Here is a 12,124-nt window from a genome sequence, read left to right on the forward strand (position 1 = left end):
GGTGACGGCACCCGCCCCGCCGGCCGGACCGTGTCCGCTACGTCCCCGAGGCCTTCGCGTACTCCTGGGCCATCTGTCCGGCGAAGTCGTACACCACGACCGGTTCGTCACCGACCACCCACGCGTCGTGGCCGGGCGGGCACACGAAGACGTCGCCGGGGCCGACCTCGGCCTCGCCGCCCTCGCCGTCCATCCGCAGACGCATCCGCCCCTGCACCACGAAGCCGTTGTGGTGGACCTGGCAGCTCTCGGTGCCCGCGATCGGGGCCACGGACTCCGACCAGCGCCAGCCCGGTTCGAAGGTGCCCACGGCGAAGTCGAGCCCCGTGAGGTGGACGGCTTCGAGGTGGCCCCGGGGAAAGTCGCGCCGCTCGTCCGGCTTGTCGACCGTCTTCACTTCCAGCATCGCCATGACGGTGTCCTCCCTTCCAGCCGCTCACCACGGCCGGGGCCGGTCTCCGTCACCCGGCGGCCTCGGTGGCACCGGCGCTGTGCGCGGCGATCCTGCCCCACCCTCCATCGTCGGCCCCGCAACCCGGCACCGCCATTCGGGCCCCGCCCGCCGTCAGCTCTCGGACGCCTCGGGCGGGGCGGCGGCCCGGGCCTGGGCCAGGTAGGTGTAGGCGGAGGCGCGGGAGATCCCGAGCCGTCCGGCGACCTGTTCGACCGCGCGGCGCACCGCGAACACGCCCCGGGCGTCGAGGCCGCGGAACAGCTCCAGGCGCTGGGCCCGGCCGAGCTGGGCCCAGCTCGCGTTCTGCCTCAGCTGGTGGGCGTCGATGATGGCGTCGACCACCGCGTCGATGTCGTCGCCGAACGCGGTGGTCGGCGGCTCGGCGGCGTCCGTACCGGTCCCGGCGACGGCGCCGAGCAGGGCGTGCGCCTGGGTCAGCGCGGTGACGTCGAGGTTGACGCACAGCGCGCCGAACACCGCGCCGCCGGAGTCCCGCAGCACCATCGTGGACGACTTGACGAGCTTCCCGGCCGGGGTCCGGGTGAGGTAGTTCAGCTCGTCGGCCGCCGCGTCGCCCCGGGCGGCCATGCGCATGCCGATCTCGCTCATCGCCCCGCCCACCGTGCGTCCGGTCACCTCCCCGGCGATCGCGACCACCGACTTCTCCGGCCGCCGGTAGTCGTGCAGGACCACCTCGCAGACCGGTCCGAACGTCGTCACGATCCCGTCGACGACCGGACCCAGCGCGGCGAGGATCGCGTCCCGCTCCGCCTCCAGGACGCGCTCGTCGGCCATCGGGATCTCCTTCGCCTTTCGGGGCTACGAGACTACTCGTCCAGGCCGTGTACGGGGAGTCCAGCAGCGGGGGTCATGGAGGCGCCCGCGCCGTGGGCCGAAGTGGTGCGCCGCCGTACCGCGTACACCGCGCAGGCGTAGGCCGCGTCGAGGAGGAAGCAGCCGACGTAGAGGTAGTACATCAGGGCGTTCTCGTGGCGCGGTACCGCGTCGGGGTCGGTGAGCAGGGTCAGGGAGGCGCAGCCGGTGCCCAGGAGCTTGGTCACCGCGATGCCGGGGGACTGGCCTCGGGTGCCCCGGCGGGCGGCGAGCATGGCCAGGAACATCGCGGACATCGCCATGTTGCTGCCGAACGCGGTGATGGCGCCGGCGCCTTCGTCGAACTGCTGGGAGGCGAAGTCCATGCCCGGGTAGGCGAGCAGCAGCAGCGCGGCCAGCGCCGGCAGGAACATCCGCTCGGGCAGGTACGGGAATTCGGCCCGGCCGAACCGGACGACGGTGTAGCCGATGCCGAGGTCGAAGCAGAACCACACGATGTTGATCGCGTGCATGGCGCCGGACGGCGGTCGCACGAACGCGAACATGAACTCCCAGCTGAAGTTGGTGGCGAACGCGACGACCGGCATCCCGAACGTCCGCTCCCTGAGCCCCGTGCGGATCAGCAGCACGTAGGCGGCCGTCCAGAACAGGCCCGTCCCGAGAAGAAAAGCCGTGTGCAGTCCCTGCATGCTGACCCTCCGTCAAGTGCCGTGGTCCGGTGCGTGCCGGCGACTACTCTGGCACGGTGACCCTGCCGGACGTGCTCTCGACCGCGGTGGACGACACCGGGGATCCGCCGCTCGCGCCGCTGCCCGCGCACGTCGCCGTACTGCTGCGGCGCGTGGACGCTCCACCCCGGCTGGACGCCCACCTCCGGGCGGTGCACGACGTCGCCGTGCGGATCGCGGACTGGGCCCGGCAGGAGTGCCCGGCCCTGGACTTCGACCGGGACGCGGTGCTCTTCGGCGCCGCCACGCACGACATCGGCAAGACCGTGTAACCGGCCGAGCTGTCCGGCCCCGGCGCGCGGCACGAGACGGCGGGCCGTGAGCTGCTGCCGGCGCAGGGGCGGACGCGGAACCGGCCCGGTTCGCCGGGACCCACGCGTCGTGGGCGGACCCGGGCATCCGCTTCGAGGACGTGCTGGTGAGCCTGGCCGGCAAGGTCTGGAAGAACAAGCGCGTCCCAGAGCTCGAGGGCCTTGTCGTGGCACGGCTGGCCCGGGCCGGCGACCGCCCGGCATGGGAGGCGTTCCTGCGCCTGGACGCCCTCCTCACGGCCGTCGGCGAGGACGCCGACCGGAGACTGGCCTACCAGGCGTGCCACCCGGTCGACCACCGGGCCCCCGCTACCAGGACCGCCCCGCCCGCAGCAGCAGAGCCCGCACCCGCGGCACGTCCGGGTTCTCGGCCGGGCCCGGCCGCTGGACCAGGAAACCCGTGTTGATGGGCGGATCCTCGGGTTCGTGGAGGGGGACGAGCGCGCCGGAGGCGAGCTGGTCGAGGCAGAGGTAGCGGGGCAGCACGGTGAAGCCCGCGCCCGCGACCACGGCCGACAGCACCCCGCGCAGGTCGGGCACGGTCACGGCGGCGGGGCAGGACAGCCGCCGGCCGAAGGTGTGGCGCCAGTACCGGCGGGCGATCGGCAGGTCCTCCGCGTACGTGATCAGGGGCACGGAGTGCAGGACGGCGGGCCCCTCGACGGCCAGCCGCTCCTTCACCCGCCGGGCCCACAGGGGGGCGGCGACCAGGACGAACTCCTCGTCGGCCAGCGGGACCGCGTTCAGGGCGCGGCCGCGTGGCCGGGAGGTGGCGATGACCAGGTCGTGGCGGCCCGCGCGCAGTTCGTCGAGCAGCGGGTCGGTCAGCCCGGTCGCCACACGCAGCCGTACGCCCTCGGCGACCAGCGGCGCCAAAGCGGGCAGCGCGCGGGTGCAGAGGAGTTCGGCGGGCCCGGCCAGGTGGACCGGGTCGGACCGGCCGCCCGCCGCCGGGGCCGGGCCGGCGACAGTGGCGAGCTCGTCGAGGGGCGCGGCGACGCGGGCCGCCAGCTCGTCCGCGACGGCCGTCGGTACGACACCGCGCGGGAGCCGCTCGAACAGCTCCCGCCCGGCCTGCCGCTCCAGCGCGCGCATCTGGGTGGTCACCGTGGGCTGCGACAGGCCCAGCAGCCGGCCGGCGCCGGTGAAGGAGCCCGAGCGGTAGACCGCGAGGAAGGTCCGCAGGAGGTTCAGGTCGAGGGAGGTGCTGTCCACCGGTCCAGTATTCCCCCGGCAGTCATAGGAATTCCAATGCCTGCTATCCAGGAGCTCATTGGATACCTATGGCTGGACGGGTTAGGTTCACCGTCGACGGCACACCCCGAACTCCGGAGAAAAACCAATGTCACGGATCCTCTTCGTCATGACCGGCGCCGACCGGTGGACGCTCGCCGACGGCACGAAGCACCCCACCGGCTTCTGGGCCGAGGAGGCCGTCGCCCCGTACCGGGCGTTCAAGGACGCCGGCCACGACATCGTCGTCGCCACGCCCGGCGGCGTGGTCCCGCCCGTGGACCCGGGCAGCCTTTCCGCCGAGGCCAACGGCGGCCAGGACAACGCCGACGCCCTCGCGCGCACCCTGGAGGCGATGACCGAACTGCGCAGCCCCGTCCGGCTGGAGGAGGTGCGGCTCGACGAGTTCGACGCCGTCTTCTACCCCGGCGGGCACGGCCCCATGGAGGACCTGGCGGTCAACGCCGACTCCGGCAGGCTGCTCGTCGACGCGCTGCGGTCGGGCAAGCCGCTGGGCGTGGTCTGCCACGGCCCGGCCGCCCTGCTCGCGGCCGTCACGGCCGACGGCTCCAACGCCTTCGCCGGGTACGAGGTGGCCGCGTTCACCAACGCCGAGGAGACCCAGGCCGGTCTCGCCGGCAAGGCCAAGTGGCTGCTCCAGGACCGCCTGTCCGAGGCGGGCGTCGAGGTCCGGGTGGGCGAGTCGTGGGCGCCGAACGTGGTCGTCGACCGCAACCTGGTCACCGGCCAGAACCCGGCCTCCTCCGCCCCGCTCGCCACCGAGCTGCTGAAGAAGCTGGGCTGAACGGCCGTTGCCCGGACAGATGTCGACCCGGTGCAGCGTGTGATCCCTGCGCCGGGTCGACCGCCTGGTCACCGAACGGGCCAACGCCGAACTGGCCGCCCTGAACGGGTAGCGGGACACGGGCAGTGGAATATTGAACAACCGGGCTCCGTTGTCGGTCTCGAAGGAGGTCACCAGTGGAGTCTCTAGGGGACACGACGTACTACGACCAGGGAACGGCGGCCGAGCGCTGGGAGCGCGCGCGGCTGTTCTTCGACGCCCAGGACTACGCGGGCGCGGCCCGCGTGCTGGCCGGGCTGGTCGAGGAGGTACCGGAACAGACCGGCCCCCGGCTGCTGCTGGCCCGCTCCTACTACCACTCGGCCCAACTGCTGCGCGCCGAGGCCGAGTTGCGCGTGATCGTCGAGCGCGACCCGGTGGAGCACTACGCCCGGCTGATGCTCGGCCGCACGCTCCAGCGACAGAGCCGCCACGAGGAGGCCGAGTCGCACCTGCGGATCGCCTCGGCGCTCGCGGGTGACTTCGAAGCCGTCTGAGCAGTGCGCCTTCAGGGCCCGGTTCCGCACGGAACCGGGCCCTCGTCATGTCAGGCCCGCCGCCGGCTCCGTCAGCCGCGGGCGGGCACGGTCCGGCTCACCACCCAATGATGCTTGCCCAGGCGGCGGGTGCGTGCGAAGCCCTGGCTCTCGAAGAGTGCCACCGTGCCGTGCGACGGAGTTCCCGGGGCGCGTGGTGACGTGTGTCACAAGGGCTGTGTGGGTGGCCGTGCGATGCTGGCGCGATGGCATCTCCCTCTGGTCGTACGCCCCTTGCCGAGCGGGTCGAGGAACTCCTCGCCACCGGCGGACCGTTGCCGATCGTGGCGGCCGGTGACCCGGTGCTGCGGCGCGGCACCGAGCCGTTCGAGGGGCAGTTGGAGCCGGCGCTGCTGGCCCGTTTCGTCGAGGCGCTGCGCGTCACCATGCACGCGGCGCCGGGCGTCGGGCTCGCCGCGCCACAGGTCGGGGTGGAGCTGCGGATCGCGGTCATCGAGGACCCGGCACCGGTACCGGACGAGATCCGACTGGCCCGAGGCCGGGTGCCGCAGCCGTTCCGGGTACTGGTCAACCCCTCCTACGAGCCCGTCGGCACCGCCCGCGCCGCCTTCTTCGAGGGCTGCCTGAGCGTGCCGGGCTGGCAGGCGGTCGTGGCCCGGCACGCCGAGGTGCGGCTGCGGGCCCAGGACGAGCACGGGCGCCCGGTGGACGAGGTCTTCACCGGCTGGCCCGCGCGCATCGTCCAGCACGAGACGGACCACCTCGACGGCACGCTGTATCTGGACCGAGCGGAGCCGCGCTCGCTGTCGTCGAACGAGGCGATGACGGAGCGCTGGACGCAGCCGACGCCGGAGACGGCGGCGCGGGAGCTGGGGTTCGAGCTGCCCTGAGCTGCGTCGGCGACGGCCGCCGGGTGCGCGGCTCCAGCCCGTTCCCTGTCACCGTACGGCCGCCCGCACGCAGCGCCCCCACAGGGAGCATGCGGCTCCCGCGCGGCAGAGGTCAGCCCCGGTAGGCCTCCAACAACCGCAGCCACACCTCGCTCAGCGTCGGATAGGACGGCACCGCGTGCCACAGGCGGCTGACCGGGACCTGGCCGGCGACCGCGATGGTGGCCGAGTGGATCAGTTCGCCGACGCCGGGGCCGACGAAGGTGACACCGCGCAGGATCTCGTCGTCGAGGTCGACGACCATCCGGGCCCGGCCGCGGTAGCCCTCGGCGTACAGGCCCGCGCCGGCGACGGAGGAGAACTCGACGTCGACGGGCCGGACCCGGTGGCCGGCCTGTTCCGCCTCGGCGAGGGACAGGCCGACCGCGGCTGCCTCGGGGTCGGTGAAGACGACCTGCGGTACGGCATGGTGGTCGGCGGTGGCGACGTGGGCGCCCCACGGGCCGGAGTCGGTGACGGAGTCGCCGGCGGCACGCGCGGCGATGGCGGCGCCCGCGATGCGCGCCTGGTACTTGCCCTGGTGGGTGAGCAGGGCGCGGTGGTTGACGTCGCCGACGGCGTACAGCCAGTCGCTGCCGGTCACGCGCAGGCTGTCGTCGACCTCCAGCCAGGAGCCCGGCTCCAGGCCGATGGTGTCGAGGCCGATGTCCTCCGTGCGCGGAGCGCGGCCGGTGGCGAAGAGGATCTCGTCGGCCTCGACGCGGTCGCCGGAGCCGGTGACCACCACGACGGTGCCGTTCTCCCGGGTCACCGACTCCACGGAGGTACCGGTGCGGACGTCGGCGCCGGCCTCCGTGAGCGCCTCGGCGACCAGTTCGCCGGCGAACGGCTCCATGCGGGACAGCAGGCCCTTGCCGCGGACCAGGACGGTGACCTGCGAGCCGAGGGCCTGCCAGGCGGTGGCCATCTCGGTGGCGACGACACCGCCGCCGACCACGACCAGCCGGCCGGGCGCGGACTTCGCGCTGGTGGCCTCCCGGCTGGTCCACGGCTTGACCTCGGCGAGCCCGGGCAGATCGGGCAGCTCGGCGCGGGTGCCGGTGCACACGGCGACGGCGTGCCGGGCGGTGAGGGTGGTGAAACGGCCGTCGGGGCCGGTCACGGTGACCGTACGCGGCCCGGCGATCCGGCCGTGGCCCCGGTAGAGGTCGGCGTCGATACCGCGCAGCCAGCCGACCTGGCCGTCGTCCTTCCAGTGCGCGGTGTACTCGTCGCGCCGGGCGAGCACCGCGTCCGCGTCGAGGGGCCCCTGGACGGCCTGGCTCAGGCCGGGCAGGCGGCGGGCGTCGGAACGGGCGATGACCGGGCGCAGCAGCGCCTTGCTGGGCATGCACGCCCAGTAGGAGCACTCGCCGCCGACCAGTTCGGTCTCGACGACCGCGGTGGTCAGCCCCGCCGCCCGGGTGCGGTCGGCGACGTTCTCGCCGACGGGGCCGGCCCCGAGCACCACGACGTCGTACGCGATGGATTCCGTTTCCGTCATGGGCCCAGTCTGGTCGGTGGTGTGCCCGGTGGCCACATGGGTAGGCGGCCGGAATATGTACTCAGAGGGCCGTGTTCTCCCCACGGCTTCCGCCCCCATGTCGAGGAAGAGGTAGACGCATGAGCAGCACCGTGGAGCTCACCAAGGAGAACTTCGACCAGACGGTCACGGACAACGAGTTCGTCCTGATCGACTTCTGGGCGTCCTGGTGCGGGCCGTGCCGTCAGTTCGCACCCGTGTACGAGAAGGCGGCCGAGGAGAACCCCGACCTGGTCTTCGGCAAGGTGGACACCGAGGCCCAGCCGGAGCTGGCCCAGGCCTTCGGCATCCAGTCGATTCCGACCCTGATGATCGTCCGTGACCAGGTCGCCGTGTTCGCCCAGCCCGGCGCGCTGCCCGAGTCCGCCCTCGCGGACGTCATCGGGCAGGCCCGGAAGCTGGACATGGACGAGGTCCGCAAGAGCATCGCCGCCCAGGAGGGCGACGGGCAGGGCGAGTAACGCCCGGGGGCAATGCCTGGAACGGGTACGTCGCCACGTCCCCGCGCACCGTCGTCCAGCGCACTCGGTGAAGGCCTCCAGGTCGGCCTCGCCGCCGAAGCGGGCGCCGGTGCCGGACCCGGCGATCCCGCCGAAGGGCGCGACGGCCTCGTCGTTCACGGTCTGGTCGTTGATGTGCGCGATCCCGGTCGGGATGCGCTCGGCCAGGTCCATTCCCCGGGCCGCCTACCGGGTGACGGAGTTGAGGGACTGCCAGGTCTTGGGTTCGAGCAACGGCAGGACGGCTCTCCGATCGCCCCCGGGCTTTTGGTTGAGCCTGCGACATCCTAGTGAGCGGTCAGCTGGAGTCCCTCGGCACCACCGACGCCCCCAGCACCTTGTGCGTCTCGGGCGCGGCGCCGGGGTCGCGCACCGCGTGGTCGACCAGTTCGGCGAGGTCGCGGCCGGACGGCAGCTCGATGTGGATCGTGCTGAGCCGGGGCCGCAGCAGGCGGCCGAGCATCAGGTCGTCGGCGCCGATCACGGCCGTGTCCTCGGGGATGCGGACGCCCTCGTCCTGCAGGGCGCGCATCAGCAGCATCGCGTACTCGTCGTTGTACGCGAACACCGCGTCGAGGTCGGACTCGCGCCAGCGTGCGGCCAGTTGGGCGGCGGCCTCCTCGTCGTAGGCGAGGGGCAGCCCGGCCACCGTGGCGTCCGTGCCGTCCAGGGCCTGCCGTACGCCCTCCAGGCGGGGCCGGGAGAAGAGATCCAGACCGGGTTCCTCGGGGACGACGACGCCGATACGGCGCCGGCCGCGGGCGTACAGGTGGGTGGCGGCGCAGTGACCGACGCCGGCGTGGTCCATCAGCAGCGCGTGGGCGCCCTCGACGGGCTCGGGGCCCAGGGTCACCACGGCACGGGCGCCGGCCCGCTTGAGGACGGCGACGCCCTCGGGGCCGAGTCCGGCGCCGGGGACCAGGACGGCGACCGGCCGCAGTTCGGCCCAGGCGCGGGCCGCCTCGTCGCCGTGCAGACCGACGGTTCCGTACTGCACGACCGTGTAGTCGAGGCGGCCGAGGGCCCACTGGAGTTCGTTGATGAACTGGCCGTAGAGCGGGCCCACGGGGACGGTCGGGGCGGGCATCAGGACCATGCGGCTGTGTCCGGCGCGCAGGCTGCGGGCCGCCGCGTGGGGCACGTACCCGAGTTCCTTCGCGGCCTGGTGGACGCGGCGGCGCGTCGGCTCGCTGATCCGTACCGCACTGGTGTTGTTCAGGACGTAGGAGACGGTCGCGCGCGAGACGCCGGCCAGGCGGGCCACATCGGCGCTCGTGGGGACGGAGCGCGGTGCGGGCGACCCGGGCGAGGGCGAGTTCGGTATCTGCACCATGACGTACCGCATCTTGGCAGAGGCCCAACGGGCCGATGCGGGCGGGGGAACGTCGTTCACGGTTGGACCAGGGCCCGCCCCGCGGGCCCGCCGCCTCCTCCGCGGCGGGCGGCGGATCACCGCGGCGGCTCGGCCCCCGTCACCCGCGCCACCAGGTCCAGCCATCCGGCCTCCAGGCGCTCCCGCGGCACCCCGCACTGCTTGGTCAGGTGGTGGATCAGGGCGGGGTCGAGGGTGCCCATCAGGGTGTGGGCGAGGAGGTCGCAGTCGGCGTCGGGGACGGCCTGTCGCAGCAGGGTGACGACGTGGCTGAGCTGGACGCGGCGGGCGGGCACGGCGAACCGGCGCTCCGGGTCCGGCTCGGCGGCCAGCTGCAGTTCCAGGTCGTCCGCGGCGCGACGCAGCACGCCGACCCCGAAGGCCGCCAGCCGCTCCACCGGCGGGGCCCCCGGCCCGAGCGGCGGCGGGCCGGTCATGAACGCGGCCTGGAACTTCTTCTCCGAGTGGTCCAGCAGCGCGGTCAGCAGCCCCGTGCGGTCACCGAAGCGGCGGAAGACGGTGCCCTTGCCCACCGAGGCCGCCGCGGCCACCGCCTCCATCGTGACGTTGGCGGCGCCCTGCTCCTTCACCAGCCTGGCCGCGGCCTCCAGCAGCCGGGCGCGGTTGCGGGCGGCGTCGGCCCGCAGGCACGGCTCGTCGCCGCCGGTGCCGAGTTCGAGCAACTGCGGGGCGCCGACGGGCTCCTGGACCTTCGGGAAGGGCGGCAGCGGGCTGGACATGAAGACAGCGTAAAGCACGCGGGAAGAAACTGGACCACGGTCCGGTTAGACTGCTACAAAGTTAAACGGACCTCGGTCCGGATCGTAACGGTGACGTTTCAGCACCTTGGAGTCAGCATGTCCGTTCGCATTCTCGCCCTCGTCGGCAGCCTTCGCGCCGGTTCGCACAACCGCCAGCTCGCCGAGGCGGCCGTCAAGCACGCACCCGAGGGCGCCGACGTGGTGCTCTTCGAGGGCCTGGCCGACATCCCCTTCTACAACGAGGACATCGACGTCGAGGGCAGCGTCCCGGCCGCCGCGGCGAAGCTGCGGGAGGCCGCCCACGCCGCCGACGCCTTCCTTCTCTTCTCGCCCGAGTACAACGGCACCATCCCGGCCGTCCTGAAGAACGCCATCGACTGGCTGTCCCGCCCGTACGGTGCCGGCGCCTTCGGCGGCAAGCCCGTCGCCGTGGTCGGCACCGCCTTCGGCCAGTACGGCGGCGTGTGGGCGCAGGACGAGGCGCGCAAGGCCGTGGGGATCGCCGGCGGCAAGGTGATCGAGGACATCAAGCTCTCCATCCCCGGTTCGGTGACCCGCTTCGCCGAGACCCACCCGGCCGACGACGCCGAGGTCGCCGCCCAGCTGACCGAAGTCGTCGCGCGCCTGCACGGCAACGTGGGCGTGGCCGCCTGATCCCGGCGCAGCACCCCGGAGGGGCCGGAGCCGTGCGGCTCCGGCCCCTCCGCCGCGTCAGTGGAGCCCGGCCGGCCGCTGAACGGCCGGCGCCGCGAACCGCTCCATCCACTCGGCCGTCTCGCCCGGCCGCGGGGCCAGGACCACGGTGTCGACGCCCGGCTTCGTGTAACCCTCGATGTCCCGCGTGAAGGCGTCGAGGTCACCGGCGGTGGCCGGCTCCCCCGGAGTGGCCGAACCGGTTGATGTGCACAGCCACCCGCATGTCCGTCTCCGTCCGTCCGGATCCTCGTCGACAGTGGGACGTCAGGACTTCGAGCGCCCTCGAAGTCAAGGCCGACGGGGAAGAGGTGACACCGGCCGGGCCACCCGCCGTACGGCGGACGCCGGTTCCGCCGTACGGCGGCCCCCTCGCCGGGAGCGGCGCGCCGATGATGACCGTACGATCGCAGCGCCCCCGTGTGAGGAGAAACCGTGACGTCGGCCCCGCCTCCGTTCGACCCGGAACTCGCCGCCGCCCTGGAGATGATCAAGGACGTGATCTCGCCGGGGCTCACCCCGCAGGAGATCGGCACCGCCCGGCAGGGGGCGGGGATCGAGATGCTCGCGGACCTCGACCTCACCCTGGGCGGCGCGTTCGAGGTGGAGGACCGTGCCGTACCGGGCCCCGAGGGCGCCCCCGACGTCTCCCTGCTGATCTGCCGCCCCACCGCGCCGGCGACCGCCGGGCCGCTGCCCGTGATCTACCACGTCCACGGCGGCGGCATGGTCCTCGGCAACAACCGGGCCGGCGTGGAGGGCCCGCTGGCCTGGGCGCGGGAACTGGACGCGGTCGTGGTGTCGGTGGAATACCGCCTCGCGCCCGAGCACCCCCACCCCGCACCGATCGACGACGTCCACGCGGGCCTGCTGTGGACGGCGGAGCACGCCAAGGAGATCGGCGGCGACCCGGAGCGGATCGTCCTCGCCGGGGCCAGCGCGGGCGGCGGCCTCACCGCGGCGCTGGCCCTGTTGCTCCGCGACCGCCGGGGGCCCCGGCCCCGCGGGCAGATGCTGCTGTGCCCGATGCTCGACGACCGCAACGACACCTTCTCCAGCCACCAGATGGCCGGCCTCGGCACATGGGACCGCACGGCCAACGAGACCGGATGGGGCGCCCTCCTCGGCGACCGCCGGGGCGGCCCCGAGGTCTCCCCCTACGCCGCCCCCGCCCGCGCCACCGACCTCTCCGGCCTGCCCCCGGCCTTCCTCGACGTCGGCTCCGCGGAGACCTTCCGCGACGAGGTCGTCGACTACGCCTCCCGGATCTGGCAGTGCGGCGGCATCGCCGAGCTCCACGTCTGGCCCGGCGGCTTCCACGGCTTCGACGGCTGCACCCCGCAGGCGGCACTGTCCCAGGCGGCACGGGGTGCTCGGCTGGGGTGGCTGCGCAGGCTGCTCGCCGGGTGACGCGGCACACTCGTC

14 protein-coding genes and 1 pseudogene are annotated in these 12,124 nt (G+C 73.5%); 7 read left to right on the plus strand and 8 right to left on the minus strand.

All coding sequences use genetic code 11. The features are described 5' to 3' along the window. Positions 1–37: 37 nt before the first annotated feature. From ACIBBH_RS06080 to ACIBBH_RS06090, 3 genes are all read right to left on the minus strand, one after another. Entirely contained in the window at positions 38–406 is a 369-nt protein-coding gene (locus ACIBBH_RS06080) for a cupin domain-containing protein (RefSeq protein WP_399402719.1), read from the minus strand. A 159-nt stretch (positions 407–565) separates the two neighbouring features. Continuing rightward, entirely contained in the window at positions 566–1,249 is a 684-nt protein-coding gene (locus ACIBBH_RS06085; protein WP_399402373.1) for a transcriptional regulator, read from the minus strand. 32 nt (positions 1,250–1,281) lie between these two features. After that, positions 1,282–1,977 carry a hypothetical protein gene (locus ACIBBH_RS06090; RefSeq protein ID WP_399402375.1) on the minus strand — a complete coding sequence of 232 codons (696 nt, stop codon included), beginning with the start codon at positions 1,975–1,977 and terminating at the stop codon, positions 1,282–1,284. A gap of 56 nt (positions 1,978–2,033) precedes the next feature. On the opposite strand from ACIBBH_RS06090, the gene ACIBBH_RS06095 reads away from it, so the two are divergent. Continuing rightward, the gene (locus tag ACIBBH_RS06095) at positions 2,034–2,288 is read left to right on the plus strand and encodes a hypothetical protein (protein WP_399402377.1); all 255 of its coding nucleotides are present in this window, start codon (positions 2,034–2,036) and stop codon (positions 2,286–2,288) included. Between the two features lie 348 nt (positions 2,289–2,636). Here the strand turns inward: ACIBBH_RS06095 and ACIBBH_RS06100 are convergent, their stop codons facing one another. Beyond that, positions 2,637–3,542, minus strand: coding sequence for a LysR family transcriptional regulator (locus ACIBBH_RS06100; protein ID WP_399402379.1), 906 nt, complete (start codon positions 3,540–3,542; stop codon positions 2,637–2,639). A gap of 127 nt (positions 3,543–3,669) precedes the next feature. On the opposite strand from ACIBBH_RS06100, the gene ACIBBH_RS06105 reads away from it, so the two are divergent. From ACIBBH_RS06105 to ACIBBH_RS06115, 3 genes are all read left to right on the plus strand, one after another. Next, the gene (locus tag ACIBBH_RS06105; RefSeq protein WP_399402381.1) at positions 3,670–4,365 is read left to right on the plus strand and encodes a type 1 glutamine amidotransferase domain-containing protein; all 696 of its coding nucleotides are present in this window, start codon (positions 3,670–3,672) and stop codon (positions 4,363–4,365) included. A 176-nt stretch (positions 4,366–4,541) separates the two neighbouring features. Next, positions 4,542–4,901 (plus strand): tetratricopeptide repeat protein, encoded by a 360-nt coding sequence (locus ACIBBH_RS06110; protein WP_399402383.1) that lies wholly within the window; start codon positions 4,542–4,544, stop codon positions 4,899–4,901. A 245-nt stretch (positions 4,902–5,146) separates the two neighbouring features. Next, positions 5,147–5,791, plus strand: a complete 645-nt coding sequence (locus ACIBBH_RS06115; protein WP_399402385.1) for a peptide deformylase — start codon at positions 5,147–5,149, stop codon at positions 5,789–5,791. A gap of 112 nt (positions 5,792–5,903) precedes the next feature. On the opposite strand, the gene ACIBBH_RS06120 is transcribed toward ACIBBH_RS06115, so the two are convergent. Further along, positions 5,904–7,334 carry a dihydrolipoyl dehydrogenase family protein gene (locus ACIBBH_RS06120; RefSeq protein WP_399402387.1) on the minus strand — a complete coding sequence of 477 codons (1,431 nt, stop codon included), beginning with the start codon at positions 7,332–7,334 and terminating at the stop codon, positions 5,904–5,906. A gap of 119 nt (positions 7,335–7,453) precedes the next feature. On the opposite strand from ACIBBH_RS06120, the gene trxA reads away from it, so the two are divergent. Continuing rightward, entirely contained in the window at positions 7,454–7,834 is a 381-nt protein-coding gene (gene trxA / locus ACIBBH_RS06125; protein WP_399402389.1) for a thioredoxin, read from the plus strand. Between the two features lie 19 nt (positions 7,835–7,853). Here the strand turns inward: trxA and ACIBBH_RS06130 are convergent. The 3 genes and pseudogenes from ACIBBH_RS06130 to ACIBBH_RS06140 all read right to left on the minus strand — a co-directional run. Then, a pseudogene (locus tag ACIBBH_RS06130) lies at positions 7,854–8,059 on the minus strand (aldehyde dehydrogenase family protein); the annotation flags it as partial. Between the two features lie 112 nt (positions 8,060–8,171). Continuing rightward, positions 8,172–9,218, minus strand: a complete 1,047-nt coding sequence (locus ACIBBH_RS06135) for a LacI family DNA-binding transcriptional regulator (protein WP_399402721.1) — start codon at positions 9,216–9,218, stop codon at positions 8,172–8,174. 104 nt (positions 9,219–9,322) lie between these two features. Further along, entirely contained in the window at positions 9,323–9,985 is a 663-nt protein-coding gene (locus ACIBBH_RS06140; RefSeq protein ID WP_399402391.1) for a TetR/AcrR family transcriptional regulator, read from the minus strand. Positions 9,986–10,102: 117 nt separating this feature from the next. Here ACIBBH_RS06140 and ACIBBH_RS06145 point away from each other — a divergent pair, with 117 nt between their 5' ends. Then, positions 10,103–10,660, plus strand: coding sequence for an NAD(P)H-dependent oxidoreductase (locus tag ACIBBH_RS06145; RefSeq protein WP_399402393.1), 558 nt, complete (start codon positions 10,103–10,105; stop codon positions 10,658–10,660). Between the two features lie 474 nt (positions 10,661–11,134). Beyond that, positions 11,135–12,109, plus strand: a complete 975-nt coding sequence (locus tag ACIBBH_RS06150; RefSeq protein WP_399402395.1) for an alpha/beta hydrolase — start codon at positions 11,135–11,137, stop codon at positions 12,107–12,109. Positions 12,110–12,124 lie beyond the last annotated feature (15 nt).

The organism is Streptomyces sp. NPDC051636, assembly GCF_044453765.1.
Lineage (GTDB): Bacteria > Actinomycetota > Actinomycetes > Streptomycetales > Streptomycetaceae > Streptomyces.

Excerpts from the sequence above, each read along its gene's own strand:
- ACIBBH_RS06120 (WP_399402387.1), bottom strand. The coding sequence starts at position 7,334 with ATGACGGAAACGGAATCCATCGCGTACGACGTCGTGGTGCTCGGGGCC.
- ACIBBH_RS06090 (WP_399402375.1), bottom strand. The coding sequence starts at position 1,977 with ATGCAGGGACTGCACACGGCTTTTCTTCTCGGGACGGGCCTGTTCTGG.
- ACIBBH_RS06140 (WP_399402391.1), bottom strand. The coding sequence starts at position 9,985 with ATGTCCAGCCCGCTGCCGCCCTTCCCGAAGGTCCAGGAGCCCGTCGGC.
- ACIBBH_RS06080 (WP_399402719.1), bottom strand. The coding sequence starts at position 406 with ATGCTGGAAGTGAAGACGGTCGACAAGCCGGACGAGCGGCGCGACTTT.
- ACIBBH_RS06135 (WP_399402721.1), bottom strand. The coding sequence starts at position 9,218 with ATGCGGTACGTCATGGTGCAGATACCGAACTCGCCCTCGCCCGGGTCG.
- trxA (WP_399402389.1), top strand. The coding sequence starts at position 7,454 with ATGAGCAGCACCGTGGAGCTCACCAAGGAGAACTTCGACCAGACGGTC.
- ACIBBH_RS06115 (WP_399402385.1), top strand. The coding sequence starts at position 5,147 with ATGGCATCTCCCTCTGGTCGTACGCCCCTTGCCGAGCGGGTCGAGGAA.
- ACIBBH_RS06085 (WP_399402373.1), bottom strand. The coding sequence starts at position 1,249 with ATGGCCGACGAGCGCGTCCTGGAGGCGGAGCGGGACGCGATCCTCGCC.
- ACIBBH_RS06105 (WP_399402381.1), top strand. The coding sequence starts at position 3,670 with ATGTCACGGATCCTCTTCGTCATGACCGGCGCCGACCGGTGGACGCTC.
- ACIBBH_RS06145 (WP_399402393.1), top strand. The coding sequence starts at position 10,103 with ATGTCCGTTCGCATTCTCGCCCTCGTCGGCAGCCTTCGCGCCGGTTCG.